This is a genomic window from Halomonas sp. JS92-SW72, from assembly GCF_003547075.1.
Lineage (GTDB): Bacteria > Pseudomonadota > Gammaproteobacteria > Pseudomonadales > Halomonadaceae > Halomonas > Halomonas alkalicola.
Genome location: NZ_CP032147.1, coordinates 1,478,628 through 1,505,150 on the forward strand (window position 1 = coordinate 1,478,628; position 26,523 = coordinate 1,505,150).

The following is a 26,523-nucleotide window of genomic DNA, read 5'->3' on the forward strand; positions in this document are numbered from 1 at the left end:
CAGGGGCGACGGCGGCCACCGGAGGCTGCTAATCTAGTCCCAGCCCCGCCCCTCGCCTCAGGGGGCGACGACAGTCATCAAGGGAGAGTGTGTCGATGAGTGAGCAGGTCTCTCGGATCATCGTCCCGGTGGACGGTTCACCCACGGCCGCCGCGGCGGCCCGCCATGCCAGCCTGCTGGCCCGGCTGCTGGACGCCCCGCTGCAGCTGCTGCATGTGATGCCCCTCAACCCGGCGGAGCTGTGCGATATCCCCGCCAACCGCCAGGCCGAGGCCGACCATGACCGGGCGGTACGCCTCGAGATCGCCGAGGAGGCCTTCGCCAAGGCCCGCGCGGCCATCGAACCCGACCTGACACCGGCGCCGGAGGAGGTGGTGCTGGAGGACAGCACCTTCATCCGCCACCCGGACCGGGCCATCGTGGCCCATGCGCGCAGCCAGCCCGACTGCCTGCTGGTGCTGGGGGCGCGCCACCTGAGCGAGGTGGGCAAGTTCGTGCAGGGCAGCGTCAGCAACGAGGTGGTGCACCGCGCCCGCTGCCCGGTGACCATCGTCCACGACGACGCCAGCATGCAGGAGGCCTCGGGTATCGGCCGGGTGCTGCTGCCGGTGGATGGCTCGCGCCATGCCAACCAGGCGGCGGGACTGGCCGGCGACCTGGCGCGCAGCGCCGAGGTGCCGGTGGAGCTGGTGTTCTGCCAGCCCGGCGGCCAGGTCGGGGGGCTCGAGGAGGACGAGGAGAGCCAGGCCGGGCGTGTCTTTCGCCTGGCGCGGGAGGCGCTGGGGGAGATCCCCGGAGGCATCGAGGAGGTGCTGCTCCACGAGGAGCGCTTCGCCGAGGCGATCGTCTCCCGGGCACGCCACCACCTGGCGGAGCGGCCGATGATCGTGATGGGCCGGCGCGGGCTGGGCAAGTGGCGCGAGTCGCTGCTCGGCAGCGTGAGCCATCGGGTCATCGACCTGGCGCCCTGCCCGGTCACCGTGGTGGTCTGATTCCGCCTATTGCCCGGCCACGCCTCAGGCGAGGCCGGTGATGTTGCCTTCGGCGTCCAGGCCGATGCCCAGGGCCGCCGGCTCCCGGGGCAGGCCCGGCAGGGTCATCAGCCTGCCGCACACCGCCACCACGAAGCCGGCGCCGGCCGAGAGCCTGAGCTCGCGGACCCGCAGCCGGTGCCCCTTGACCAGGCCGCCATCGGCCGGGTCATCCGAGAAGCTGTACTGGGTACGGGCGATGCACACCGGCAGCTGCCCGTAGCCGGCCCCTTCCAGGCGCCGCAGCGTCGCCCGGGCCTCGGGCGAGAGTTCGACCCCGCTGGCCCCGTAGAGCCGGGTGGCCACGACCTGCAGGGCCGTCTCCACGGGCGTGCCGTCGGCATACAGCGCTGCCGCCTCGCCGCCGCCCTCCTCCAGCCGTTCCAGCACCCGCCGCGCCAGGGCCAGGGCGCCTTCTCCGCCCCGGGCCCAGTGGTCGCAGTGCGCCAGGGCCACACCGAGCTCGACGCAGCAGGTCGCCAGCCTCTCCCGCTCGGCCTCGCTGTCGTCCGGGAAGGCGTTGAGGGCCACCACCGGCTCCAGGCCGAAGGCGCGGGCCACGGCCACCTGGCGGACCAGGTTGTCGAGGCCGGCGGTGAGCGCCGCGAGGTCGGGACGATGCATCGCCTCGCGGCTCGCTCCGCCATGGAAGCGCAAGGCACGCAGGGTCACCACGATCACCGCAGCATCGGGGAAGAGGCCGGACTGGCGCGACTTGATGTCGATGAACTTCTCCAGCCCCTGGTCGGCACCGAAGCCTGCCTCGGTGACCACCACCTCACCCAGCGCCAGGGCCGCCCGGGTGGCCGCCAGCGAGCTGCAGCCGTGGGCGATGTTGGCGAAGGGGCCGCCGTGGATCAGCACCGGGGTGTGCTCCAGGGTCTGCACCAGGTTGGGGGCCAGGGCATCGCGCAGCAGTGCGGCCAGGGCACCGACCGCGCCCAGGTCCGCCGCGGTCACCGGGGTGTCGTCGTGCCGCCAGGCCACCACGATGCGCCCCAGACGGCGCTCGAGATCGACAAGGTCTTCGGCCAGGCAGAGGATCGCCATGATCTCGGAGGCGGCGGTGATCTCGAAGGAGCTCTCGCGCTCCACCTCGCCCAGGCCGATGCGCACCCGGCGCAGACTGCGATCGTTGAGATCGAGCACCCGGGACCACACCACCCGAGCCGGGTCGATGCCCAGGGCATTGCCCCAGTAGAGGTGATTGTCGAGCAGCGCGGCCAGCAGGTTGTGGGCCGCGGTCACGGCGTGGAAGTCGCCGTTGAAGTGCAGGTTGATGGCTTCCATGGGCACCACCTGGGCACGCCCGCCGCCGGCGGCACCGCCCTTCATGCCGAACACCGGCCCGAGGGACGGCTCGCGCAGGCAGGCCAGGGCCGAGATTCCGAGGCGTGAGAGGGCGTCCACCAGCCCGACGCAGGCGGTGGTCTTGCCCTCGCCGGTGGGAGTCGGGGTGATGGCGGAGACCAGCACCAGGTGCCCGCGGGGGCGGTCCTTCAGACGCTGCAGCAGCGCGAGGGAGAGCTTGGCGCGATGGTGGCCGAAGGGCACCAGGTCCTCGGCGGCGAGGCCCAGGCGGGCCTCGGCCAGCGGCAGGATCGGTTCGAGCCGCGCCCGGCGGGCGATGACCAGATCGCTTTCGGGCGCATGCCCGGAAATGCCCTCGCCGTCATCCAGCTGTCGAGCCATGGGGACTCCTCCGGGCCGGCGCAGCCGGCAGCGCTCGCGGGTGCGTCAGGCCTCGTAGGCGGCCTTGAGGCGATAGAACTCGGTGACGATCTCGTCCATGGAGGTCGGGTCGTAGTCGCACAGGCCGCTGACCACCAGCTTCTTGGAACCGGTGCCGATGGAGACACCGCCGGACTGGATGTGGAACTCCAGCAGGCAGTCGCCGCGCTTGCCGTTGACCTCCAGGGACGAACGGTCCAGCGCCAGCTCCGGTGCCAGGGCGTCGAGGCGCTCGAGGGAGAAGCCCATGCTGTCGTAGATCACCAGCGGCCGGCGCGGGTTGAACATCACCCCCTTCTCCTCCATCAGCGGCTTGAGGTAGTGGGGGAAGTTCTTGCCGGAGAAGGCCACGTAGCAGCGGGTGAAGGCCTCCACCACCGCCTCGTCGCAGGTCGTCTCGCCGCTGCGCGTCACCTCGAGGTAACACTTGCCGTTCTCGTCGCAGACGCGGATCAGGCCATCCTCACCCTCCTGGAAACAGAGCGGGGTGCCATCACCCACCATGTTCAGGAAGCGAAAATCCATCCGCTGGGAGAGCCCGAAGCGGGCCAGCACCAGGGCGAACAGCAGGTCACCCGGCACGCAGAAACGGCGAGCATCCGGGTTGTGGATGGGGTTGTAGTCGCCGGCGACTCCCTTGGCGAAACGACTGGCCTGCTCGGCGGAGATGCAGACGCGCTCTCCTGCCGGCGAATGAAATTCATCGAGAAACATGCGTGCTGTGCCTGCCCTGCGTCGTTGGCGATCCAGATCCTGCCGGCGGCTGCCGGAGCGCAGATGATGCCATAAAACCCTCGCCAACGAAGCCTCGTTAGGCGCTACCATGGGCCAATGGGCAGACCAGGCGACGACAAGAGACAGCAGGAGCGACCCCCGCGGAGCGGCCCTTGGCGGTGGCTGGGCGGGTCGGCCGTGGTCGTCGCGCTGGCCCTGGCTGCCGTACTCCAGGCCCTGCCCGCTCTGCTGGACAGCGCCTGGCTGCAGGCCAGGCTCTCCGGCCAGGAGGGGCTGTCGATCCGCTGGGAGGACTCGCGCCCCGGCTGGGGGCATCTCACCGTGGAGCTGCTCGTGATCGAACGCGATGACGAGGCGCTCCCGCTGGCGCTGGAAGTCGATGCCGCCCGCCTTGAGCTCGCCCTGCCGGCCATGCTGGCATCCCTGGTGACCCGACGCCTGGCGGTTCACGAGCTGGCGGCCAGCGGCCTGCGCCGCCTGGAGGTCGACGGTCACCGGTTGAGCGGCGAGGGCCGGCTCGCGCTGACAGACCTGGCACTGGCCCGGGACGAGCTGGGCGTGGGGCGACTCACCCTGGCGCTCAAGCAGGCCACCCTGGCCCGGGGCGGGATGCCCCTGGCCGAGGAGATTGCCCTGGCCGCCGACCTGAGCGCAACGTCCTTCGATCCCGCGGCCCATCCCGGCCAGGCCGCGCTGCGCTTCCTCTCCGGCGACCTCACCCTGGCGGCCCGCGCCGACGCCTGGGACCTCTTCAATCCCTACCTGGCGGAGCTGGGCTGGCTGGGCCTGGCCGGACGCGGCAGTCTCGAGGGCGCGCTCTCCCTGGAGCAGGGCGTGCTCGCCCCCGGCAGCCGCCTGGTGCTCGACGCCGCCGAACTCGGCGTCAGCCTGGACGAGACCGCCCTGCTGGCGGGCCGCCGCCAGGATGACGCCGCCCCGGCCTGGGTGGTCCCCGGCGAGGCCTATCGCCTGAGCGGGGCCGGCCGCGTGACGGCCAGCGTCGGCGAGGAGGCCACGGCTTCGGGGGATGCACCGGCCGGCCGGCTGGCGGTGACCCTGGAGCAGCTGGCGATGCACCAGGGGGAGGAGCCGGCGCCGCTGCTGACGGGCCAGCACTTCGCGCTCGAGGCGTCGCTGCCCACGGACCTGGCCGCCTCGCCGGCACCGCCCGACGAGGCGCGGCTGAGCTGGCAGGCGGCTACGGTGCCCGATGTTCGCGCCCTGGCGCGCTTCCTGCCGGCGCATGCTCCGGTGGCCCTGCAGAGCGGGCGCGCCGCCCTCGACGGCCGGCTGGACTACCGGGCGGGGGAGCTCTCCGGCGCCTTCACCCTGGCCGGCGAACGGGTCGCCCTGACCCTTCAGGGGCAGCCGCTGCGCGGCGACCTGCGCCTCGACCTGGCGCTGCCAGGCATCGACCCGGAGGCACGACGACTGGACCTCTCCGGCACCCGCCTGCGGCTCGACGTCGCCGGCGACGAGCGCGCCGACGCCCTGGGCCTGGACCTGACCCTGGAGACCGCCCGGCTCTCCTCCCGGGTGCCGCTGGATACCCTGCGCGACCAGCCGCGGCCGCCGCTGGACGGCGAGCTGGCCCTGTCCGGTCGCCTGGACCGGCTGGGGTTTCTCGACCCCTTCCTGGCGGGGCTGTTCGACGGCCGCGGCATCGCCCTGAGCGGGGGCGGCGAGCTGCGCGCCAGGACGCGGCTGGTGGATGGCCGGATCGATGCCGGCAGCCGGCTGGAGGTGGCCAGCGAGGCGCTCGGGGTGAGCCTGCCCCACGCCCGCGTCGAGGGCAGCGGCCGCCTCGTCGCCGAGTGGCGCGACGCCGACACCCTGCCGCTGCGCCTGGACCTGCGCCTGGAGGAGGCCGGGATGACCCGCCACGCTGATGGCGCGCGCCTGCTGGAAGGCGCCCGCCTGACCCTGGCGGCCGTGGGCCACCCGCCGGTGGCAGGCAGCCCGCCGCTGCCCGAGCGGGCCACGTTCGCCTGGGAGGGCGCCCGCCTGGCGGACGTGGCCGTGCTCTCGCCCTATCTGCCCGAAGGCGCCCCCTTCGCGCTCAGCGGCGGCCGGGCCGACAGCCGGGGCCGCCTGACGCTCGAGGAGGAGCGCCTCCGCGGCGAGGCATGGCTCGGCGGTCGCCGGATCAGCGGCCGGCTGCTCGGCGAGGCATTCTCCGGGGAGATGGCCCTCGAGCTGGCCCTGGGCCAGGCCAGCCTGGACGGCAGCGAGCTCGACCTCTCCGGCAGCCGTCTGACGCTCTCCGCCGCGGCCGCCAATGCCGACGAGCAACAGCGACTGGGCAGCGTGCTGGTGGCCCGGGAGGCACGCTTCACCCGGCTGGATGAGCCCAGCGCGCGGCACGGGCGGCTGGTGCTGGAGGGCATGGTCGACCGCCTGGGGTTCCTGGACGCCTTCCTGCCCCGGGAGCACGGTCTCACCCTGCGCGGCAGCGGCCGGCTGGCGGCCGACCTGCGCCTGGCAGGCGAGCAGCTGCTGGCACCGAGCCAGCTGAGGGTGGATGCCGATGACCTGGCAGTGGGTTTCCTCGACTATCAAGCGGTGGGGCGCGGCGAGCTCGACGCCCGCCTGGAGGGCGAGGCAGAAAGCCCCGGCGCCCGGCTGACGCTCTCGCTGCCGCGCTTCGCCCTGCGCCGCGAGGCCGAGCAGGAGCACACCTGGCTGGCCGGGCGCCACCTGACCCTGGAGACCGCCACACCCCGCTTCTCCACGGACCCCGAGCGGCTCGATATCGGCGCCTTCACCACCCGGGTGGCACTGCCCATCGTCGAGGTGCCGGATATCGCCCTCTACAACGTCTACCTGCCGGAGGAAGCCGGCGTCGAGCTGCTGGGCGGGCGCGCCAGCCTGGAGGCGACGCTTGCGATGGAGGGACTGGGCGCCCGCGGCGACCTGGTGCTGCAGGCCTTCGACACCGAGCTGCGCCTGGCCAGCCAGCGGTTGACGGGCGACCTGCGCCTCGAGGCACGCCTGCGCGAGGGCAACCTGGCCGAGCGGCGGTTCGATGCCTCGGGCTCCCTGCTGCGCCTGGACAACGTCACCCGCCGGGATGCCGACGGCCAGGGCGAGGCCGGCTGGTGGACCCGGCTCTCCCTCGAGGAGGGTCGTCTCACCTGGGCGGAACCGCTGGAGGTCAACGCCCGGCTGGGCCTCGCCATGCGCGACAGCGGCCTGCTGGCGCGGCTGTTCCTGGCGGGCGCCCGGGAGCGCGACTGGCTGGGGCGCCTGCTGACCGTGCGCGATATCCAGGGCGAGGCGCGGCTGACCATGGCCGCCGACGGCCTCTATCTGGATGGGGCACGGCTGGAGGGCGGGCCGCTGGCCCTGCTGGCCGCGCTCGCCTTTCGCGACGAGCGCCTGGACGGCCAGCTCTACGCCAGGCTGGGACGACTCGCCGTTGGCGTTGCCCTGCAGGAGGGCGAGCGAACGCTGCGCTTCTGGCAGCCACGCCGCTGGTTCGGGGAGCAGGGTAGAGAGGCGCTGGAGGAGACCTCCCCTGAGGCGTTCCGGGAGGCCCTGACGCCGCGCTGATGCGACGGTCTTCTCGCGCCGTCACGGGCTGCATGAACAAAGGTCCCGATGAAGGTCGTTAGCATGCAAAAAAAGCATGCGAAACGCCTCTGTGGCGGGGCCTTCCGCCGTATTGCACCGCATCATCACATGCTAGAATCGGCGCGCTTATTACCCCCTCCCCGCAACCCCTTCCTCGGGACACTGCAACCATGCACACAATCGATGGCATCGCCTCACGGCCCCGGCGCCCCGCCTGGTGGTCGAGCCTTCTCGTATTCGCTTGTTTCGCCCTGCTGTTCAGCCCCGCCGCCCATGCTGTGACCGGCGAGCTGGACATGACCGGCTCCCTGGTCGGCGTGCTGGCCGTGAGTATCTTCGTCCTCGCCTATGCCCTCGTTATGGGCGAGGAGAAGCTGCACATGCGCAAGTCCAAGCCGGTACTGGTCGCCGCCGGCCTCATCTGGTCGCTGATCGGCTGGGTCTATGTCCAGTCGGGCATGCCGGCCGAGGCCGAGCACGCCTTCCGCGAGACCCTGCTCGAGTTCACCGAGCTGATGCTCTTCCTGCTGGTGGCGATGACCTATATCAACGCCATGGAGGAGCGCCGTGTCTTCGATGCGCTTCGCTCCTGGATGGTGCGCAAGGGCTTCAGCTATCGCCAGCTGTTCTGGATCACCGGCTGCCTGGCCTTCCTGATCTCCCCCATCGCCGACAACCTGACCACGGCGCTGCTGATGTGCGCCGTGGTGACCAAGGTCGCCGAGGGCGACAAGCGCTTCATCAACCTCTGCTGCGTCAACATCGTGGTGGCGGCCAACGCCGGCGGCGCCTTCAGCCCCTTCGGCGACATCACTACCCTGATGGTGTGGCAGGCCGGCATGGTGAAATTCTACGAGTTCTTCGAGCTGCTGGTGCCGTCGCTGGTCAACTACCTGATCCCGGCAGTGGTGATGAGCGCCTTCATCAAGAATCGCAAGCCCGACAGCGTCCAGGAGGATGTCTGGCTGAAGCGCGGTGCGCGGCGCATCATCGCGCTGTTCCTGCTCACCGTGGCCACTGCCGTGGCCTGCCATACCCTGCTGCACCTGCCGCCGGTGCTGGGCATGATGACGGGGCTTGGCTACCTGCAGTTCTTCGGCTACTACCTGCGCCGTACCCTGCCGCGCTCGCTGGAGAAGAAGCGCACCCGGTACACCCAGCGCGGCGATGACAAGAAGCTGGCCCAGCTCGGCAGCGTGGTGCCCTTCGATGTCTTCAACCGCGTGGCCCGCGCCGAGTGGGACACCCTGCTGTTCTTCTACGGCGTGGTGATGTGCGTCGGCGGGCTCGGCTTCATGGGCTACCTGGGACTGCTCTCCGAAGCGCTCTACACCGGCCTGGGCGCCACCTGGGCCAATATCTCCCTGGGCGTGATCTCGGCGGTGGTGGACAACATCCCGGTAATGTTCGCGGTGCTGACCATGCAGCCCGAGATGTCTCACGGCCACTGGCTGCTGATCACCCTGACCGCCGGCGTCGGCGGCAGCCTGCTCTCCATTGGCTCCGCCGCCGGCGTGGCCCTGATGGGTCAGGCCCGAGGCAACTACACCTTCATGGGCCACCTGCGCTGGGCACCGGTCATCGCCGTCGGCTACGCCGCCAGCGTGGCCACCCACCTCTGGCTCAACGCCCACAGCTTTACCGTTTTCAACTGATCGACTCCCTGTAATTTCACCCATTCTCCGGCGGCGATTGCCGCCGGAATTCGTTACGCGTTGAGATCCTCGCTTTACATTGCCTTCCAATGATGTAGCGTATCCAGAGATGGCCGTATCGGCACAGTCGCCAGGACAAGGGGCGGCGGCTGCCGACACCATAACCAGATGGCCACATCGTATGCAGGAGAGAAGGTCCTCGCCCGGAGCGACGCGCAAGACGAAGCCCGCGGCTGCAGCGAATCATTCACGGGGAACCGATACGCAGATGCTTACCTCCATCCTGTCACCTCCAGCGGTGGCGTCAGAGCCCCTGTCCAGCCGTCTCGGGGACTCCCGGTGGCGTGGCTGAGGCATGCCCTGCTGGCGGCCCTGCTCGCGCTGTGCTGGCCCTCACTGGCGGCTGCCGAAGAGAGCCCGGTCCTGGTGGCCCACCCGGATGTGCGGACCGTCCACCTGACCCGCGATACCACCCGCGCCATCTTCGCCATGCGGCAACGCACCTGGCCGGATGGCCAGGCGGTGAGGGTCCATGTGCTCAGCAACGATGATCCGGTGCATGGGCGCTTCGTGAAGGAGCGCCTGGCCGTCTATCCGCACCAGCTTCAGCTGGCCTGGGACCGCATGGTGTTCTCCGGCACCGGGCAGGCCCCCACGCGAGTCTTCTCCCAGGCCGAGATGCTCGAACGCATCGCCAACACCCCCGGCGCCCTGGGCTATCTGGAAAGGGAGTATCTGGATGATCGTGTCCAAGTCATTTCGGTGGAGTGAACGCCGTGCCCGACTGGCGCTGGCCGCCCTGCTGCTGGGCGGCACCGCTCCGGCCGCGGCAGACAGCAGCATGCTGGATACCCTGCAGCTGCACGGTTTCCTCAGCCAGGCGCTGGTGATCACCGATCGCAATGACTTCTTCGGCCCGAGCAGCAGCGGAGGCGGCAGCCTGAAGTACACCGAGATCGGCGCCAACGCCTCGATCCGCCCCCACCAGGACGTGCTGATCGCCGCCCAGGTGCTCAGCCGACGCGCCGGCGGGGATGGCAGCGACGCCAAGCCGGTGCTGGACTATGGCGTCGTCGACTACCAGATGGTCTCCAACCAGCGGCGCACCCTGGGCGCTCAAGTCGGCCGTTTCAAGAACCCCTTCGGGTTCTACAACCAGACCCGGGATGTGGCCTTTACCCGTCCCAGCATACTGCTGCCTCAATCAATCTATTTTGACAGGACAAGATCTCTAGGCTTGTCAGGGGATGGGATCTCTATCTATCACGAGGAAAGATTCAGCCAGGGGGCCCTTCGAACCCAGATTGGAATCGGCAAGGCACAGGCTGGTGATGACCTTCGACGCACAATGCGCCTAGAGAATGCTCCTGGCTCCTTGGAGCCGCGTGATTCCGCGATTGCCCAGATAAAGTATGAGCACGATGGAGGGAGATGGGTCGCAGCACTTAGCACTGCGAGTGCTAAAGCCAGATTCGAGTCACACAGCCCGGAAATGAGCAACGGTGACTTTCACTTCCAGCCGTGGGTGTTATCGCTGCAATATAATGCCGAGTATTGGAGCCTTACCAGTGAATACGCTATTCGCAACTCGACTCTCGAGGGGTTTGCCAATCCATTCCTTAACTTCGACGTGACCGGTGAAAGCTGGTACGTCCAGTACACCCGGCGCTTCCACGAGAACTGGCAGTGGCTGGTCCGCTACGACAGCCTGATCAGCAACCGCGACGATCGCTCAGGCTCTGCCTATGAGGCCAGCGGCGCCGGCCCCGCCCACAGCCAGTTCGCGGAGGACTACACCCTGGGCCTTCAGTGGACCGTCAATCCGCGCGTCCTGCTCGCTGCCGAGTACCACCATATCGATGGCACCGGCTGGCTGCCCGTGCAGGATAATCCGAACCCGGCCGAGACCAGCCGTCGCTGGAACATGCTGCTGTTCCAGCTCTCGCTGCGCTTCTGACCGGCCCGAGGCCTCCCATGCCCTCCATCGACCGCCGGCCCTGCCGCCTCAGCCTCACCTGGCGAGTGATCGCCCTGAGCAGCCTGCTTCTGGTGCTGCTGGTGGCGCTGTTCGCCTGGCTGGTGCATACCAACCTGACTCGCCAGTTCGAGACCAGCCGCGCCGAGCATGGCGAGCGCCAGGTCCGCGAGATCCGCCTGGCCCTGGAGCGCTCCGAGGAAGGGTTGCGCCAGCTGGCCTCGCTGGTGGCCTCGGGCCAGGGGCTGGGTGAGGCGCTCCAGGCCGGCCAGCCGGCACTGCTGATCGACTCGCTGGAGACTCAGTGGCCCACGCTACAGCTGGAGGCAGGTATCGACGAGATCCTCGTCTTCGACATCGACGCGAACCAGCAGGCCGCCTGGGGCGAGGGTCAGTTGCACAACGAGCGCCCCGTCCAGGAGTGGGTGCGCCGCGTGCTGCGCGACGAGATGCCCCACTCCGCCCTGCGCTGCGCCAGCGACTGCCGACAGTATGCGGCGGTACCGGTGCTGGTCGAGGGAGAGAGCGCCGGCGCCGTGATCCTCGCTCGCTCCCTGGCCGACGTCACTCGCCAGGCCCAGCAGGTCTCCGAGAGCGATGTGGCCCTGCTGGTGGTGGGAAGCCCGGCCGACCCGGAACTGCCCGAGGAGCGGGCGATTCCCGCCTGGCGCGGGCAGCTCATCGCCCTGACGCGCCAGGAGGCCTACCTGCCGATCCTGCGCAGTGCCGCGTCCCGGGTCTCGGTGCGCGGGCTGGAGCGCCAGCCGCTGCGCCTGGAGCACTCGGGCCAGACCATCGAGCTCAGCGCGGTGCGCATGGACGAGGACGAGGACCGCCGCAGTGTCGGCTACTTCCTGCTCGCCTCGGACATCACCCCCCAGATCAAGGCCATCGCCCATGACACCCGGGTGCTGGTCGCCGTGGGCCTTGCCGGCTGGCTGGTGGCGGAGCTGCTGCTGCTCGCCATCCTGCTCAGCCCCATGGCCCGGCTGCGGCGGATCGCCAGCGTGCTGCCTACCCTGGCCCGCGGGGGCTTCGCCGAGGCCAGGGCCGCCATTCCTCGCCCCAGGCGCCTCCTGGCCGACGAGATCGACGTGCTGCAAGGCACCACCCTGGCACTGGCCGACCAGCTCGAGACCCTGGAACGGGAGGTCTCGGCCCGAGGCGAGCAGCTCGCCGAGCGGGTCGAGGAGCTGGCCCGTGAGCGCGACTTCATCGGCAGCCTGCTGGATACCGCCCGGGTCTTCATCGTGACCCAGGATGCCAGCGGGCGCATCGGCCTGGTCAACGACTATGCGCTGACGGTCATGGGCAGCGAGGAAGAGAGACTGCTGAATCGACTGTTCGAGGATGTCTTCGCGCCGGGCCAGCCGCCCGCCGGTCCGCCCCTTGCCGCCCCGCACCTGGAGGAGCGCCCGCTGGTCACCGCGGATGGCCAGCAGCATACCATCGCCTGGTACCACGCCCCGCTCCCCGGGAGTAACGGGGCCGCGCCCGGGAGGATCTCGGTCGGCCTGGATATCACCGAGCGCAAGGCCGCCGAGGCACGCCTGACCTGGCTGGCCGAGCGCGACCCCCTGACCGGCCTCTACAACCGCCGTTACTTCCAGGAGGCAATCGGCGCAGCGCTCAAGCATGGCATGAGCGGGGCCATGCTGCTGATGGACCTGGACCAGTTCAAGGATGTCAACGAGCTCTGCGGCCATCAGGCCGGCGACCAGCTGCTGCGCAAGGTGGCTCGGGTGCTCACCGAGGAGCTAGGCCACCGGGGCGTCATCGCCCGGCTGGGGGGTGACGAGTTCGCCCTGCTGCTCAGGGAAGCGGATGCCGATCTCGCCTTGCGGGTCGCCCAGCAGATCAGTCAGATCCTCGAGGGCACCGGGTTCGCCGTCGCAGAGAGGCGCCATCGTGTCTCGGCCAGCACCGGTATCGCGCTCTTCCCGGAACATGCCGACAACCCCATCGACCTGATGGCCAGCGCCGACATGGCCATGTACAAGGCCAAGGCCTCCAGTACCCAGCGCTGGCACCTGCTGGCCACGGCGCAGGGGGCGCGGGAGGAACTTCAGGAGAGGGTCTACTGGGAGGAGCGCGTCCATCGTGCTCTTGAGGAAGATGCCTTCGAGCTGATGGTGCAGCCCATCGTGCGTCTGGAGGATCGTGACGTTCGCCACTACGAGGTGCTGCTGCGCATGCGCGACGACCAGGGTGGCCTGATCTCGCCGGCGGCCTTTATCCCGGTGGCCGAGCGCAGCGGGCAGATCATCACCCTGGACCGCTGGGTGCTGCGTCACAGCCTTCGCGCCCTGAGCCGGTTACAGGAGCAGGGGGTAAGCCTGGCGGTAAACCTCTCCGGGCAGTCCCTGCATGACGACGGGCTTAACCAGTACCTGGCGGACGAGATTGCCGCCAGCGGCGCCGATCCCGAGTACCTGATCCTGGAGGTCACTGAGACCGCCGCCGTGACCGACTTCTCCACGGCCCGAGGGGTACTGCAGGCCATCCGGGACCTCGGCTGCCGCACGGCCCTGGATGACTTCGGCGTGGGCTTCAGCAGCTTCCACTACCTGGGCCAGCTTCCGGTGGACTACATCAAGATCGATGGCAGCTTTATCCGCAACTTGACGGTCAGTGCCGAAAGCCGCGTGATCGTCAAGGCCATCGCCGATATCGCGACAGGGTTCGGCAAGCAAGCGATTGCCGAGTTTGTTGATCAAGAGTCACTAATTCCAATCTTAAAATCGTACGGAATCTCCTACGCACAAGGATTTTTTCTGGGAAAACCAACTCCAATAGGAGACGCTCTTCCAATACCAGGCTAAATCGCCACGCCAACTTTAATTTATTAAAGTCTCCCGGAGCACAAGGAAGCCTTAGAAAATGAAGAACCCAGAAGCGCTCAGGTTGCCAAACAAAAGGGAGAACACGTCCCTTGAAAGATTCAGCAAGCACTTTTCCTTCAAGGTGGCCAACACGACTGAAGAAAAAGCAAGGGTCTTCAAGCTCAGGCATGAGGTCTACTGCCAAGAAATTGGTTATGAGCCTCCTGAGGGAACAAGCACCAATATTGAACTTGACTCTCATGACGCTCACTCTATCCACTGTTTGATCGAGCATAAAAGCTCGGGGCTCGCAGCTGGATGTTTAAGACTGGTACTCCCCAACCCAGCAGCAAAAAGCGAAAACGAGCGACTCCCCCTCCAGGAATATGGCGGAACTAGCCTTACCCACCCAATATTGAATCCAGCAAGGCTTCCCGTATCTCAAATATGTGAAATATCAAGATTCGCCATTGCACGGCCATTTCGACACAAAGCCATAAACAACGAGACTTTAACGAACGAAAAAAGCTCCAACCTTTTCACTGAAGAAGAGAGAAAGACGTTCCCTGCCATCATAGTCGCGCTCTTTCTTTCAACATATTCCTTAGTGGGATTAAGCAACAAACGTCATGTCTTTGCAATGATGGAGCCGAGGCTGCCACGACTGCTCTCCATGTCAGGTTTTAACTTCACAAAAATAGGCGAGCCCATCGAAATGCATGGAAAAAGAAATGCCTTCTACATTGACCACAGAAAAGCCGAAGAAGAGATACACGAAAACCTAATACCCCTTTATTTACACATAAAGAAAGAACTTGGATCACAATTTGATCACCAAGCTGAAAGAACCAAACAGAAAATGGCCGCTTCATGAGCTATCTACGGAAAGGCAAGGCCCAGGAGTCAGCGTTCCCGTCCAGCGCAGCACCATGATGGCCAGTACATTGCGGTGCTCCCCGCGGGCCAGGTCGGTGCTCCCCTCGGCCGACGGGATGATGCCGGCATCCGGGTCCACCGCCTCGACCAGAGCATCGCGAATCCGCGACACCAGCGGATGGTCTTCCTGCCGGGCCAGCAGGAAGCCAAGCGCCACTTCCGCCAGGATATCCTCGGTGGCCACGCCCAGGATTCTCTCCTGCTCCTCCTCGAAGGCAGCCAGCACCCAGGCAAACTCCTCGGCACTCACCTCCTGCTGGTAATAGCGACTGGCGGCGATCACGAAGTGGGTAAGGCCGTAGAGCCAGTTGTGGAACTCGGCCCTGCCGAGCGAGGCGGCGATGCCCGGCGGATAGCGCTGGTGAAAGGCCGCGACGACCCGATCCCTCAGGTCGACCACCCCCAGCTGGTGGAGGAAGTGAACCTGGTTGGCCACCTGGGCCGCATAGATCCCCAGCACGTCCGGATCGGTGAGAAAGGGCTCCCACTCGATGCCTGCCAGGTAGGCCAGGGCCCGCTCGCGCCCCTCCAGGTCGGATAGCAGGCCGTGATACTCCGCCTGCACCAGCTGGAACAGCAGCCGCCGGGCGAAGGCGATATCGCCCCACTCGGCCAGCATCCGCTGGCGAGCTCGCTGCTTGCTGGTGCCGCGGGGATAGGCGGCAATGATCTCCCGGCTGCGCCTCTCGGCAAAGCCCGGCGTTGCCAGGCCGGCAATGTTGCCCTCGAGCCGGCCGAGCAGGCGCTGGCCATAGGCCTGGTTGAGAGGCAGGTAGCGGGGGTCCCCGGTCAACCGATAGAGGCGCTGGGCATAATGTCGCTGCTTGTCGGCGGGCAGCGTCGGCAGGGCGTCTTCATAGACCGCCTGAATGGCCAGGCCCGCACGTTCATGCCGCTGCTCGGCACTCTCCGTTGCCAGGGCAGCACAGCCCGTCAGCAGGACCAGCAGGAATAGCCAGCTCCAGCGAAGGTGTGCTGCCCGCCTCATGGCTTGTTCAGCCGCCGCCTCGACTGCTCCGGCCGGATCATCCTGACCCGCACCTTGGGGCGCGGCGCGGCGGGTGGCGCCGCGCCTTCACCGGCCGCCTCGCCGGAAGGCGGCGGAGGCGTGATGGTCACCCAGGCGAAGGTGGGCAGCGCCAGCTGCCAGTAGATGGCGGCGAGGCGCAGCCCCAGGGTCACCAGCAGCGCCAGGGCAATGGTCAGGGTGCCCGGTGCGGAGAGGGCATCCAGCACCACGTAGGTGATGCCGCCGGCGATGGCCGCCGTGGCGTAGACCTCCTGACGCAGCACCATGGGCACCCGCCGTGCCAGCACATCCCGCACCATGCCGCCTGCCACCCCGGTCAGCATTCCCATCAGCACCGCGACCACCCCCGGCGCCTCGAGCAGCAGCGCCTTGTGGGTGCCGATGACCGTGAACAACGCCAGCCCGAAGGCATCGGCCACCGGCAGGAAGCCCCGGTTGAGCCGGTGGATATAGTGGAAGCAGAGGATCGAGAGCCCCACGGTGGCCATGATGACCCACAGGTAGGTAGGGTCGGTGACCCAGAAGACCGGCCGCACGCCCAGCACCAGGTCGCGCAGGGTGCCACCGCCGATGCCCGTCACCGCCGCCAGCACCAGCATGCCGAAGGGGTCCATGCGGGAGCGACAGGCCAGGATCACGCCCGACAGCGCAAAGACGATCACTCCCGCCATGTCCAGCCAGTAGATCAGACCGCTCACCGTTGCTTGCCTCCCGCCGGTTCAATGGGAAATTGGGCGCACAGCATAGCCCAAATTCGGCCCCGTGAGAGCGACGTTTCAGTCGGTTCCCGCCCCCTGGCGGACAATGCCCCGCAGCAGCCGCCCAAGCACATCGGAGCCGGTCAGGATGCGCGGCGCCTCGTTCCACAGCAGGATGACGTCCTCGTCGAGCACATCGTCCCCGCAGTGCGCCGGGCGTACCCGGAAGCGGCCGATCACCTCGCCGAGCGGGGTGCGCGGGTCGCGCACCAGGATCGGCCGATGGCAGTAGGCCAGCGGGAAGAACTCGCCGCTGTCGAACAGGGCGGCGCGCAGGAAGGCGTTGACGTCCACCACCAGCCTGGGCGTGCCGGCCTCATCCAGCAGCACGGCGCGGCTGGTGCCGGCGCGCTGAAGCCGGCGCAGGAAGGGGTCGTGGCGATCGCGCGATATCGCCGGGAAGCGTGGCCGCGCGCCGTCGAAGGGCAGCGTCAGCAGGCTCTCCGGCGCCAGCGGCTCGCCCTCGCGGCCGAGCGGCACATCGTCGAGCGAGAGGAAGTTCATGGCGCCGCGCCCCTCGACCCGGTCGATCTCGGTCTCGGTGGACTCCATGTGCAGCCGGATCAGCTGATGCAGGTCGCGCTCGCGCAGGAAGGGAATCGCCTCCGGCCCGAGCCAGCGGTCCAGCACCCAGGCGGTGGGCCTGGCCACCGGCCAAAGCAGCAGCTGGTAGGCGCGGATCACCGGCGCCATCAGCGATGCCATGCGCAGGGCATGCCGCGAGAAGAAGGCCTGGGGCAGGATCTCGGCGAGCAGGGTGATCACCACGGTGGAGAACAGGAAGGCCGCGACGGCCCCCATCACCGAGCCCGAGAGCAGCGCCAGCAGCACGTTGACGGCCACGTTGCCCCACAGGATGGTAACCAGCAGGAAGTTGGCATCGCCACGCAGCGCCCGGACCCGGCAAGCCCGAGGGTTGCCGCGGCGCGCCTCGATCTCCAGTTCCAGCTTGTTGAGGGAGAAGAAGGCCAGGTTGAGCCCCGAGAACATCGCCGACTGGCTGAGGCAAAGCAGGATGCCGATCCAGGTCAGCAGGGTCATCGAGGCCTCCTTGTCGATTGCCGAGTGCCGAGGGTCAACGCGAGCAGGCGGCCCTTAGGCCGCCTGCGAAGCGTAGCATCAGCCGCCGAGGGAGGTCAGTCGACGCTGTGGCCCTGCGACTCGAGCCAATCGCGCAGGAAGGCGATCTCCTCCTCCTGGGCGGCGATGATCTCCTCGGCCAGCTGGCGGATCTCCTCATTATCGCCGTGTTCCAGCACAATGTTGGCCATGTCGATGGCCCCTTGGTGGTGGGGGATCATGCCGCGGGCGAAGTCCACATCGGCATCGCCGGTGAAGCCGACCATCATGCCCTCGTGCATGCGGTCATTGGCCTCCCGGTAGGCCTGCACCGCCGGGTTGTCGGCATGCTCCTCGGCCTGCCCTTCGCCGTGGTGGGCATCGCCGTTAGCGTGATCACCATGGGCATGGGCGTCGCCGTGGCTGCCGGCAGTGGCCGGCTGGGCCAGCAGCACGGCACCGGCCAGGGCGGCAGCACCCAGCGCTGCGGCCCACCAGCCGAGTCCGGCCTGGGGGCGGCCGGCGGCAATGGCGTGGATCTCCTCCTTGCGGTTCGGCTGGCGCGTCTGTCGATGGGTCATGGATGGCTCCTCTTGCCTGGGTCTGGATACCTGCATTCCTGCATTCTGCCCTCTGTGGACTACCCGACGGTCAACCGGTTCCCCCTTATCATGAAGTCGCCAGGCGTAGCCGGTGGCCCGCTAACCGCGTACCCTCGAGGTGATCCTCATCCACGAGCTCTGCCTGATTGCTGCCGATCCTCCCTGCCCCGAACCCTATTCTGCCCCGAGCCAACGGAACGCCCCATGGACTGGAACCCCGCCGTCATCTGGCTGATCGTCGCCCTGCTGCTGGGCCTAGCCGAGCTCACCACCGGAGGCCTGGTGCTGCTGGCGCTCGGCATCGCCGCCGTCCTGACCGCCGCCCTGGCCGGCCTGGGGCTGTCGCTTCCCTGGCAGCTGCTGGGCATGGGCCTCTTCTCCGGGGTGCTGGTGCCGCTGGCGGTGTGGGTGATCCGTCCCCGCTTCTCGCCCCGCGGCGTGGCCTACGGCACCACCGGTACCGGGGTGGAGAAGGGCCACACCTATACCACCCTCAGGCGCGACTTCGACGGTGCCAGCGGCATCAAGATCAACGGCGACTTCTATCGCCTGCGGGTCGCCGCTGACGCCGACGAGGAGAGCGGCGAGACCGACCTGCCTCCCGGCACTCGGGTCATCTTCCAGGCCTTCGATGGCACCACCGCCATCGTGACGCTGGCCTCTCCAGCGCCGGTCTCCGGCGCCACCCACGACAAGGAGTAATACCCAATGGATCTTCCCGTCAGCCCGGGGCTGATCATCGCCCTGATCGTCGTCGTCATCGGCATCCTGATCATCGCCAAGGGGCTGGTGATCGTGCGCCAGTCGGAGGTGATGGTGATCGAGCGCCTGGGGTCGTTCAACCGGGTGCTGGAGAGCGGCATCAACATCATCGTGCCCTTCATCGACCAGCCCCGCGCCATCACCATGATCCGCTATCGCAAGATGGGCGAGGAGTACCACGCCGTCACCAGCAACGAGGCGCGCATCGACCGCCGCGAGACGGTGATGGACTTCCCCGGCCAGCCGGTGGTGACCACCGACAACGTCACGGTGAATATCAACGGCGCCCTCTACTACCAGATCATCGACCCCAAGCGCGCCGTCTACGAGGTGGAGAACATGAGCCAGGCGGTGGAGGTGCTGGCCAAGACCACCCTGCGCTCGGTGGTCGGCAAGATGGAGCTCGACAAGCTGTTCGAGTCCCGCGCCGAGGTCAACAACGAGATCCAGGCCGCCATGGAGGAGGCCGCCTCCAAGTGGGGGGTGAAGATCTCCCGGGTCGAGGTGCAGGACATCGCCATGCCCGAGGAGGTGGAGTCCGCCATGCGCCTGCAGATGGCCGCCGAGCGCAAGCGCCGGGCCACTGTCACCGAGGCGGAAGGCGAGAAGGCGGCCGCCATCGCCATGGCCCAGGGCCAGCGCGAGTCGGCGATCCTCAACGCCCAGGGCGACAAGGAGTCCGCCATCCTGCGTGCCCAGGGCGAGCAGGAGTCGATCAAGCTGGTGCTGGGCGCGATCGGCGACAGCGAGGAGAACAAGCGCACCGTGGTGGGCTATCTGCTCGGCCAGAGCTACATCAAGGCGCTGCCGACCATGGCCAAGGAGGGTGAGCGCGTCTTCGTGCCCTACGAGTCCTCGGCGCTGCTCGGCTCCATGGGCATGTTCCGCGAGATGGCCGGCTCCCCGGAGGACGCCGTGGCCAGCCACCTTCAGGCCAGCGGCAACCGCAGCGGCCTGCGCGGCGGCGTGGTGGGCGGAGTGGCCAGCGGCGGCTGAGTCGCGGCGCCCGCCGCCGAGGCGTGCCTCGCGGCGGGCGCAGGGTCATTCCCCCGCCAGGCGGCGCTCCATGATGATCACCCTGTCGCCGCGGTAGGGCACCCAGGCCTGCTCCTGCCAGCCGAGGCGCGCATAGAGCGCCTGCTGGTCAGAGGTAAACAGCCACAGTCGTTCGATGCCGGCCGCGCGGGCCTCGTCCTCTACCCGCCTCACCAGCCGCGAGGCGATCCCCTGCCCTCGCCACTCGGGCAGCACATAGACCGAGGCCAGCCAGGGGCCGAGGTCGTCGCGGCCACTCATGTCATCGGCCACCAGGCTCGCCGTGCCCACCGACCGCTCGCCCTGCAGCGCCACGAAGACCGAAGGCACCCCCGATGGCCCGCACTCTGCCGCCAGTGACGCCCGCCGGGTGGCCAGGGTCTCCCCGGGGGAGAGCTGCCCCCACTGATCGTGCTGCCAGCCGGCCACCCGGGCCAGGTGGGGCGAGTCGGGCAGCAGCCGCTCGATCCGCACCGCCGCATCATCGCTCATGCTCATGCCCTCACCCCAGCTGGAAGGGGTAGACGCTGCCGATCTCGAGGATCCCGCTCAGCTCGTCCAGGGCGACGAGGGTCTCCCGGGCCAGGGCCGGGTCGGCGAGGTCCTCGGGGGCGAGACGATCGCGGTAGTGGCGCTCGACCCAGGCGGTAAGCTCGCCGTGCAGGGCGTCGTCGAGCAGCACCCGGCCGGCCAGCGCCCCGCGCTCCTCGGCGCCGAGCACCACCCGCAGGCGCAGGCAGGCGGGCCCGCCGCCGTTGCGCATGCTCTGCTTGACGTCCTTCACCACCACCTCGCCGATGGGGTTGGCCCCGGCCAGCAGGTGGTCCTGGACCGTCCGCCACACGCTCGCGTTCTCCTGGCACTCCCCGGGCACCACCAGGGTCATGGAGCCGTCGGGGTTGGAGAGCAGCTGGGAGTTGAAGAGATACGACCCGACGGCATCCTCGAGGCTCACCGCCTCGAGGGGGATGCGCACCGGGATCAGTGGCGTGCGCATGCGCTCGCGCAGCGCCTCGAGGGTGCCCGCCTCGTCGAGGAAGGCCATCTCGTGATAGAGCAGCACCGGGCCGTTGCCCACCGCGATGACGTCATTGTGGAACACCCCGGCGTCGATGGCCTCGGGATGCTGCTGGGCGAAGACCGCCTGTGACTCGGCCAGGCCGTGCTGGCGGGCCACCGCCTGGCTCGCCTCCAGGGTCTGGCGCGCCGGGAAGCGCTTCGGGGCCGGCAGGGTCTCGCTGCCCCAGCCAAAGGCCTCGCGGCCGTAGACGAAGAGGTGCACGCCGGCGTCACCGTGGCCACCGGCCAGGCGCGTATGGTTCGCCGCTCCCTCGTCGGAGAAGGCCGGCGTCGCCGGCAGTGCCGGGTGGTGGGCGAAGCGGGCCTCGTCGCGGAAGATCGCCGCCAGCACCCGGCCGGTGGTGGCCGGCTCCAGGAAGCGATGGAAGCTCGACTGCAGGTTGGCCGGGGTGAAGTGCACCCGGCCATCCGGCGCGTCCGGGCTGGGCGTCACCGTGGCGGCATTGGCGGTCCACATGCTCGAGGCGGAGCAGACCGCCCGCAGAATCTGCGGGGCGTCGCCGGCGGCCCGGGCCAGCACCCGCTCGTCGCTGCCGGAGAAGCCCAGCGCCCGCAAGGCGCCGAGGTCGGGGCGCTGCTGGGGCGGCAGCACTCCCTGGAGATAGCCGGCGTCCATCAGCGCCTTCATCTTGGCCAGCCCCTGGAGGGCGGCCTCCCGGGGGTTGGCCACCAGGCCGCCGTGGCTCATCGAGGCGACATTGCCCAGCGCCAGGCCCGCGTAGTTGTGGGTCGGCCCCACCAGGCCGTCGAAGTTGACCTCGCGGTAGTCGCGATCCGGTCTCTGCTGGTCGCTCACAGGCTCACCCCCGGCGGCAGCTGATCGGGCAGGTGCAGGTCCTCGCTCTCCATGGAGGCCACCGGATAGGCGCAGTAGTCGGCCGCATAGAAGGCGCTGGGGCGATGGTTGCCGCTATCGCCTACCCCGCCGAAGGGCGCATCGCCGGAGGCGCCGGTGGTCTGGCGGTTCCAGTTGACGATGCCGGCGCGGATGCGCAGCAGGAAGTCGTCCCAGTCGGCGCGCTCGCCTCCGATCAGGCCGGCGGCCAGGCCGTAGCGAGTGGCGTTGGCCAGGGCAATCGCCTCGTCCCAGTCGCGGTAGCGCTGCACCTTGAGCAGCGGGCCGAAGTGCTCCTCATCGGGCACCTCGAGGCCGGTCACGTCGATCAGCCCCGGCGAGAGCAGGCTGGTGTCCTCCTCCAGGCGCTCCATGCGCGCCAGCACCGTGCCGCCGAGCTCCTCCAGCGACGCCTGGGCCGCGAGCAGCCCATCGGCCGCCGCCACGCTGACGAGGCCCCCGTAGAAGGGGGCGGGCTCGCTGAACGGGCCGGCCACCCGCAGCCGCGAGACGGCGTCGCTGAGCGCGTCGAGCAGGTGGTCACCCACCGGCCCCTCGGGCACGATCAGCCGCCGAGCACAGGTGCAGCGCTGGCCGCCGGAGAGGTAGGCCGACTGCAGGATGGTGAGCACCGCGGCGTCCTGGTCGGGCACGTCCTTCACCACCAGCGGGTTGTTGCCGCCCAGCTCCAGGGCGAGGATCTTGTCCAGCTGGCCGGCGAACTGACGGTGCAGCATGCCGCCTACCCCGGCGCTGCCGGTGAACAGCAGGCCATCGATGCCCGGATCGGCGGCAAGCGCCTGCCCGGTCTCCACGGCACCCTGCACCAAGTTGATCACGCCGGCGGGCAGCCCCGCCTCCAGCCAGCACTGGAGGGTGAGGTCGGCGGTCAGCGGGGCCTGCTCGCTGGGCTTGAAGACCACGCAGTTGCCGGCCAGCAGCGCCGGCACCATATGGCCGTTGGGCAGGTGGCCGGGGAAGTTGTAGGGGCCGAACACCGCCATCACCCCGTGGGGACGATGGCGCAGCACCGCCCGGGCATCGCCCAGGTCGCGCTCCCGCTCGCCGGTGCGCTCCTGGTAGGCGCGCAGGGAGAGCGCCACCTTGCCGATCATGGCGCCCACCTCGGTGCGCGACTCCCACAGCGGCTTGCCGGTCTCGTGGGCGATGGCCGCGGCCAGGTCCTCGCGATGGCGCTCCAGCACCTCCCGGAAGCGTTCCACCAGTGCCTGGCGCTCGGCGAAGGGCGTGCGCGCCCAGCCGGGGAAGGCCGCCACGGCGGCCGCCACGGCGGCCGCCACCTGGGCCGGGCTGGCGGCACGCCCCTCCCAGAGTCGCTCCCGGGAGACCGGGTCGTGCTTGGTGAAGATCCGGCCCTCCCCGGCCTGCCAGATACCGCCCACCAGCAGCTCTCGTCTCGCCTTCATCAGCCTTCCTCCTCGCTATCCAGAATCCGCAGGGTGGCGCCGGCGTCCACCTCGAGCCGCGCCGCCTCGCCGGGCGCGAGCCTGAGCACGCCCGCCGCGTCGGGGCCGCGCCCCACCCAGGCGGCGCGGAAGTCGGCCATGCCGGTGGTGGCGGCCAGCCAGCGCGGCCGCGCGCCCTCATCGCTCAGCGTCGGGTCGATCTCGGCCCGACAGTGCCGGGAGAGGCGCACACCGCGCACATCGTCGATATAGGCCTCGACGGTGGGGCCGCCGTCGAAGATGTCGATATAGCCCTCCCAGCGCAGCCCCTCCTTCTTGAGCATGGCCAGGGCCGGGCGGGTCTGCTCGTGGACCCGACCGATGCAGGCCCGCGCCTCCTCGGAGAGGAAGGGGGTATAGATCGGGTACTTGGGCATCAGCTCGCCGATGAAGCTCTTCTGTCCCAGCCCGGTGAGCCGGTCGGCCTCGTCGAAGTCCAGCGGGAAGAAGTGGCTGCCCAGGCAGTGCCAGAAGGGGCTCCTGCCCCGCTCGTCGAAGACCCCGCGCATCTCCGCCAGCACCTTGGCGGGAAAGCGGTCGCGGAACTCCGCCATGAACAGCCAGCGCACCATGGAGAGCAGCGCGCCGTTGCGCTGGTGGCGGCGGTCGCCGCCGCGGTACTCGGGGCGCAGGAAGAGCGAGGCCACCTCGGCATCGCCGGTGTGGTCGGAGCACAGGAAGAGGCTGTCGATGGTGCGATGCAGGTCGAGCTGCACCGAGGAGTGGGCCAGGGTGCCCACCCGGTAGTGGTAGAAGGGCACCTCGCGCCCCACCTCGCCCTCGATGGCGCAGCAGCCGGCCAGGTGGCCGGTGGCCTCGTCCTCCAGCACGAAGAAGTAGTTGCGCTGGTCCGGCGGTACACGCTCCTCGAAGGCGCTGATCGTGGCGGCGATCTTGGCGGCCAGGAACTCGCGGTTGTCGGGCAGCGAGGTGAAGCCCACGCCGGTCTCCCGGGAGAGCGCCTGCAGCTCGTCCAGGTCACTCTCGGCGATCGGTCGAATACGCATCACAGCTCTCCCTCGTCGTAGCCCGGGTCGCGCTCCTCGACGCCGTCGTCGCCCATGCCGGGCAGCGCGAGCGGCGCAGCCAGCACCGCGCGCCCCTCCTCCACGCCGAGGCGCTCGGCGTGCTCCGGCGAGAGCATCAGCTGGCCGGTGGGCGACAGGGCATAGCGCGCCACCACGCAGCAGAAGTCATCGAGACGCTGGTTGGCCACCATGGCCGGCTCCGCATCCGGCAGGGCATGGGCCGGGCGGATGCGCACCGGATGCCAGGCGGCGCGGCGGAAGGTCTGCAGCCGCTCGCGCTCGGCCTTGATCACCGGCCCGGCATCGAAGATGTCCACGTGACGCGAGCGCAGGAAGCCCTCGGCCAGCATCTCGGCCAGCGCCCCCTCGTGGTCGGGATGCTCGCGGCCGATGGCGGCCCGCGCCTGGGGGGTGAGCAGCGGCAGGTAGAGCGGGAACTGCGGCATCACCTCGGCGATGAAGCTCTTGGAGCGGATGCCGGCCAGGGTGTTGATCTCGTGGTAGTCGCGCATGAAGAAGTGGCGCCCCACGCTGTTCCAGAACGGCGACTCGCCGGCGCCGTCCAGGAAGCCGGGGAAGGCCATGGCCAGCAGGCCGGCGAAGCGCTCCGGGTACTGGGCGATGAACATCAGCCGCGCGCGGCGCAGCAGGCTCTCGGCGCTGGTGCCCCGGTAGCGGGGCTCCAGCGAGTAGGCACAGAGCAGGCTCGCCTCGGAGACCTCGTGGGAGAGCGCCAGGGTCTGCACCTCCCGGCGCACGTTGAGCTGCTGGGAGGCGTGGATCAGGGTCTCCTGCCGGTAGGTGTAGTAGGCGTCCCGGGCGCCGGCCTGAGCGCGGATGGTAGCGGTGCCCACCGCCTCGCCGCGCTCCCGGTCCTCGAGCACGAAGGTGTAGTGCTCATCGCCGGGGAAGGCCACCTCGGCGGTGAAGGCCTGGCGGGAGCGGGCGATGCGCTCCTCCAGGCGATCGCGATGGGCCGGCAGGTTGGTCAGCTGCGGCACGGCCATGCCGGCCAGCCGCTCCAGGGCGGGCAGGTCGGCGGGCACAACGGGGCGAACGACCAGCATGGCGGGGTCTCCCTCGGATGACAGGGGGCCGGCAGGCCGGCTCACTGACCGGCCACGAGCCGTGCGATGGCTCGCTCCAGGCGCGCCATGCCCTCGGCGATGTCCGCCTCGGGGATCACCAGCGAGGGCGCCATGCGCAGCACGTTGGGCCCGGCGACCAGGGCCATCAGCCCCTCCTCCACCGCCAGCGGCAGGATCTCGGCGGCGCGCCCCTCGTAGTCGGCGGACATCACCGCGCCGATCAGCAGGCCCATGCCGCGGATCTCGCCGAACACCCCGTGCCTGTCGTTGATCGCCTCGAGGTGCTCGCGGAACAGCGCATGGCGGCGCTTCACGCCCTCCAGCACCTCGGGGGTGTCGATGAACTCCACCGCTGCCAGGGCCACCGCCGAGGCCAGCGGGTTGCCGCCGTAGGTGGAGCCGTGGGTGCCGAAGGCGAAGGCCGACGCCACCCGGTCGCTGGCGAGCATGGCGCCCACCGGGAAGCCGCCGCCGAGCGACTTGGCGCTGGTCAGGATATCCGGGGTCACGCCGAGCTGCTGGTAGGCGTAGAGGGTGCCGCTGCGGCCCACGCCGGTCTGCACCTCGTCGAAGATCAGCAGGGCATCGTGGGCGTCGCACAGCGCCCGCAGGCCGGCCAGGAACTCGGGATCGCCCGGCAGCACGCCTCCCTCGCCCTGCATCGGCTCCACCATCACCGCGCAGGTGTCGTCGTCGATCAGGTCGCGCACGCTGTCGAGATTGTTGTACTCGCCGTGGACGATCCCCCCCGGCACCGGGCCGAAGCCCTGGGCATACTTGGGCTGGCCGCCCACGCTGACGGTGAAGAAGGTGCGGCCGTGGAACGACTGGGTGAAGGAGACGATGCGGTTCTTGTGCTCGCCGAAGTGGTCATGGGCCCAGCGGCGGGCCAGCTTGAGGGCCGCCTCGTTGGCCTCGGCGCCCGAGGAGCAGAGGAACACCTTGTCGGCGAAGGTGCGCTCCACCAGGCTGCGGGCCAGCTTGAGTGCCGGCTCGTTGGTGTAGACGTTGGAGACATGCCAGAGCTTGCCGGCCTGCTCGGTGAGCGCCTTCACCAGCACCGGATGGCAGTGGCCCAGGCCGTTGACCGCGATGCCGCCGGCGAAATCGATGTACTCGCGCCCGGCCTGGTCCCACAGGCGGCTGCCCTCGCCGCGTACCGGGATCGCCTGCTGGGGGGCGTAGTTGGGCACCATGTAGCGGTCGAAGTCGGCACGGGTCGGGGTCTGGGTCATGTCGCTTGTCCTTTACGAAGTGCTTTGCGGAATGCTTTGCAGAAAGGGGGATTCGTGGCAGATACCCCACCGAGTATAGGGAGTCGC

21 protein-coding genes are annotated in these 26,523 nt (G+C 69.0%); 9 read left to right on the plus strand and 12 right to left on the minus strand.

Annotated features, from left to right (window positions below):
• The first annotated feature begins 95 nt into the window (after positions 1 to 95).
• Complete coding sequence (locus D1793_RS06960; RefSeq protein ID WP_119021520.1) at positions 96 to 992, plus strand: universal stress protein; 897 nt, start codon at positions 96 to 98, stop codon at positions 990 to 992.
• 24 nt (positions 993 to 1,016) lie between these two features.
• Here the strand turns inward: D1793_RS06960 and D1793_RS06965 are convergent, their stop codons facing one another.
• A complete protein-coding gene (locus tag D1793_RS06965; protein WP_119021521.1) occupies positions 1,017 to 2,723 on the minus strand; it encodes a formate--tetrahydrofolate ligase in 1,707 nt (568 codons plus the stop codon).
• 45 nt (positions 2,724 to 2,768) lie between these two features.
• On the minus strand, positions 2,769 to 3,476 hold the full coding sequence (locus D1793_RS06970) for a DUF3581 family protein (RefSeq protein ID WP_119021522.1): 708 nt from the start codon (positions 3,474 to 3,476) through the stop codon (positions 2,769 to 2,771).
• 198 nt (positions 3,477 to 3,674) lie between these two features.
• Between D1793_RS06970 and D1793_RS06975 the strand changes: the two genes are divergently transcribed.
• From D1793_RS06975 to D1793_RS07000, 6 genes are all read left to right on the plus strand, one after another.
• Positions 3,675 to 7,049: a hypothetical protein gene (locus D1793_RS06975; RefSeq protein WP_119021523.1), complete on the plus strand. Its 3,375-nt coding sequence runs from the start codon at positions 3,675 to 3,677 to the stop codon at positions 7,047 to 7,049.
• A gap of 191 nt (positions 7,050 to 7,240) precedes the next feature.
• The gene (gene nhaD, locus D1793_RS06980) at positions 7,241 to 8,725 is read left to right on the plus strand and encodes a sodium:proton antiporter NhaD (protein WP_119021524.1); all 1,485 of its coding nucleotides are present in this window, start codon (positions 7,241 to 7,243) and stop codon (positions 8,723 to 8,725) included.
• Positions 8,726 to 9,064: 339 nt separating this feature from the next.
• Complete coding sequence (locus D1793_RS06985; protein ID WP_240407796.1) at positions 9,065 to 9,496, plus strand: hypothetical protein; 432 nt, start codon at positions 9,065 to 9,067, stop codon at positions 9,494 to 9,496.
• Complete coding sequence (locus D1793_RS06990) at positions 9,465 to 10,682, plus strand: hypothetical protein (RefSeq protein ID WP_162899929.1); 1,218 nt, start codon at positions 9,465 to 9,467, stop codon at positions 10,680 to 10,682. The genes D1793_RS06985 and D1793_RS06990 overlap by 32 nt, the downstream gene beginning before the upstream one ends.
• Positions 10,683 to 10,699: 17 nt before the next feature.
• Entirely contained in the window at positions 10,700 to 13,522 is a 2,823-nt protein-coding gene (locus tag D1793_RS06995; protein ID WP_119021525.1) for an EAL domain-containing protein, read from the plus strand.
• A gap of 58 nt (positions 13,523 to 13,580) precedes the next feature.
• Complete coding sequence (locus tag D1793_RS07000; protein WP_119021526.1) at positions 13,581 to 14,396, plus strand: PEP-CTERM/exosortase system-associated acyltransferase; 816 nt, start codon at positions 13,581 to 13,583, stop codon at positions 14,394 to 14,396.
• On the opposite strand, the gene D1793_RS07005 is transcribed toward D1793_RS07000, so the two are convergent.
• The 4 genes from D1793_RS07005 to D1793_RS07020 form a co-directional block, all read right to left on the minus strand.
• On the minus strand, positions 14,391 to 15,446 hold the full coding sequence (locus tag D1793_RS07005) for a DUF3541 domain-containing protein (protein ID WP_119021527.1): 1,056 nt from the start codon (positions 15,444 to 15,446) through the stop codon (positions 14,391 to 14,393). The genes D1793_RS07000 and D1793_RS07005 overlap by 6 nt on opposite strands.
• Positions 15,443 to 16,186, minus strand: coding sequence for a trimeric intracellular cation channel family protein (locus tag D1793_RS07010; protein WP_119021528.1), 744 nt, complete (start codon positions 16,184 to 16,186; stop codon positions 15,443 to 15,445). The genes D1793_RS07005 and D1793_RS07010 overlap by 4 nt, the downstream gene beginning before the upstream one ends.
• A gap of 78 nt (positions 16,187 to 16,264) precedes the next feature.
• On the minus strand, positions 16,265 to 17,287 hold the full coding sequence (locus tag D1793_RS07015; RefSeq protein ID WP_119021529.1) for a DUF21 domain-containing protein: 1,023 nt from the start codon (positions 17,285 to 17,287) through the stop codon (positions 16,265 to 16,267).
• Between the two features lie 95 nt (positions 17,288 to 17,382).
• Positions 17,383 to 17,886: a DUF305 domain-containing protein gene (locus tag D1793_RS07020; RefSeq protein WP_119021530.1), complete on the minus strand. Its 504-nt coding sequence runs from the start codon at positions 17,884 to 17,886 to the stop codon at positions 17,383 to 17,385.
• Between the two features lie 225 nt (positions 17,887 to 18,111).
• Here D1793_RS07020 and D1793_RS07025 point away from each other — a divergent pair, with 225 nt between their 5' ends.
• Both D1793_RS07025 and D1793_RS07030 read left to right on the plus strand, forming a co-directional pair.
• A complete protein-coding gene (locus D1793_RS07025; RefSeq protein ID WP_119021531.1) occupies positions 18,112 to 18,609 on the plus strand; it encodes an NfeD family protein in 498 nt (165 codons plus the stop codon).
• A 6-nt stretch (positions 18,610 to 18,615) separates the two neighbouring features.
• Positions 18,616 to 19,665 carry an SPFH domain-containing protein gene (locus D1793_RS07030; RefSeq protein WP_119021532.1) on the plus strand — a complete coding sequence of 350 codons (1,050 nt, stop codon included), beginning with the start codon at positions 18,616 to 18,618 and terminating at the stop codon, positions 19,663 to 19,665.
• 45 nt (positions 19,666 to 19,710) lie between these two features.
• Here the strand turns inward: D1793_RS07030 and D1793_RS07035 are convergent, their stop codons facing one another.
• The 6 genes from D1793_RS07035 to D1793_RS07060 are packed head-to-tail and all read right to left on the minus strand — an operon-like array spanning position 19,711 to position 26,436.
• A complete protein-coding gene (locus D1793_RS07035; protein ID WP_346426392.1) occupies positions 19,711 to 20,202 on the minus strand; it encodes a GNAT family N-acetyltransferase in 492 nt (163 codons plus the stop codon).
• Between the two features lie 4 nt (positions 20,203 to 20,206).
• Positions 20,207 to 21,580 carry an N-succinylarginine dihydrolase gene (astB, locus tag D1793_RS07040; RefSeq protein ID WP_119021534.1) on the minus strand — a complete coding sequence of 458 codons (1,374 nt, stop codon included), beginning with the start codon at positions 21,578 to 21,580 and terminating at the stop codon, positions 20,207 to 20,209.
• On the minus strand, positions 21,577 to 23,046 hold the full coding sequence (gene astD / locus D1793_RS07045) for a succinylglutamate-semialdehyde dehydrogenase (protein WP_119021535.1): 1,470 nt from the start codon (positions 23,044 to 23,046) through the stop codon (positions 21,577 to 21,579). Before astD ends, astB begins: the two co-directional genes overlap by 4 nt.
• Positions 23,046 to 24,092: an arginine N-succinyltransferase gene (gene astA / locus D1793_RS07050; RefSeq protein WP_119021536.1), complete on the minus strand. Its 1,047-nt coding sequence runs from the start codon at positions 24,090 to 24,092 to the stop codon at positions 23,046 to 23,048. The genes astD and astA overlap by 1 nt, the downstream gene beginning before the upstream one ends.
• On the minus strand, positions 24,092 to 25,180 hold the full coding sequence (locus D1793_RS07055; protein ID WP_119021537.1) for an arginine N-succinyltransferase: 1,089 nt from the start codon (positions 25,178 to 25,180) through the stop codon (positions 24,092 to 24,094). Before D1793_RS07055 ends, astA begins: the two co-directional genes overlap by 1 nt.
• Positions 25,181 to 25,221: 41 nt before the next feature.
• Positions 25,222 to 26,436, minus strand: coding sequence for an aspartate aminotransferase family protein (locus D1793_RS07060; protein ID WP_110068819.1), 1,215 nt, complete (start codon positions 26,434 to 26,436; stop codon positions 25,222 to 25,224).
• Positions 26,437 to 26,523: the final 87 nt, after the last annotated feature.

Excerpts from the sequence above, each read along its gene's own strand:
- D1793_RS07025 (WP_119021531.1), top strand. The coding sequence starts at position 18,112 with ATGGACTGGAACCCCGCCGTCATCTGGCTGATCGTCGCCCTGCTGCTG.
- D1793_RS06960 (WP_119021520.1), top strand. The coding sequence starts at position 96 with ATGAGTGAGCAGGTCTCTCGGATCATCGTCCCGGTGGACGGTTCACCC.
- D1793_RS06970 (WP_119021522.1), bottom strand. The coding sequence starts at position 3,476 with ATGTTTCTCGATGAATTTCATTCGCCGGCAGGAGAGCGCGTCTGCATC.
- D1793_RS07000 (WP_119021526.1), top strand. The coding sequence starts at position 13,581 with ATGAAGAACCCAGAAGCGCTCAGGTTGCCAAACAAAAGGGAGAACACG.
- D1793_RS07015 (WP_119021529.1), bottom strand. The coding sequence starts at position 17,287 with ATGACCCTGCTGACCTGGATCGGCATCCTGCTTTGCCTCAGCCAGTCG.
- D1793_RS07055 (WP_119021537.1), bottom strand. The coding sequence starts at position 25,180 with ATGCTGGTCGTTCGCCCCGTTGTGCCCGCCGACCTGCCCGCCCTGGAG.
- D1793_RS07030 (WP_119021532.1), top strand. The coding sequence starts at position 18,616 with ATGGATCTTCCCGTCAGCCCGGGGCTGATCATCGCCCTGATCGTCGTC.
- nhaD (WP_119021524.1), top strand. The coding sequence starts at position 7,241 with ATGCACACAATCGATGGCATCGCCTCACGGCCCCGGCGCCCCGCCTGG.
- D1793_RS07060 (WP_110068819.1), bottom strand. The coding sequence starts at position 26,436 with ATGACCCAGACCCCGACCCGTGCCGACTTCGACCGCTACATGGTGCCC.
- astD (WP_119021535.1), bottom strand. The coding sequence starts at position 23,046 with ATGAAGGCGAGACGAGAGCTGCTGGTGGGCGGTATCTGGCAGGCCGGG.
- astA (WP_119021536.1), bottom strand. The coding sequence starts at position 24,092 with ATGCGTATTCGACCGATCGCCGAGAGTGACCTGGACGAGCTGCAGGCG.
- D1793_RS06995 (WP_119021525.1), top strand. The coding sequence starts at position 10,700 with ATGCCCTCCATCGACCGCCGGCCCTGCCGCCTCAGCCTCACCTGGCGA.
- D1793_RS06965 (WP_119021521.1), bottom strand. The coding sequence starts at position 2,723 with ATGGCTCGACAGCTGGATGACGGCGAGGGCATTTCCGGGCATGCGCCC.
- D1793_RS07020 (WP_119021530.1), bottom strand. The coding sequence starts at position 17,886 with ATGACCCATCGACAGACGCGCCAGCCGAACCGCAAGGAGGAGATCCAC.
- D1793_RS07035 (WP_346426392.1), bottom strand. The coding sequence starts at position 20,202 with ATGAGCATGAGCGATGATGCGGCGGTGCGGATCGAGCGGCTGCTGCCC.
- D1793_RS06990 (WP_162899929.1), top strand. The coding sequence starts at position 9,465 with ATGATCGTGTCCAAGTCATTTCGGTGGAGTGAACGCCGTGCCCGACTG.
- D1793_RS07005 (WP_119021527.1), bottom strand. The coding sequence starts at position 15,446 with ATGAGGCGGGCAGCACACCTTCGCTGGAGCTGGCTATTCCTGCTGGTC.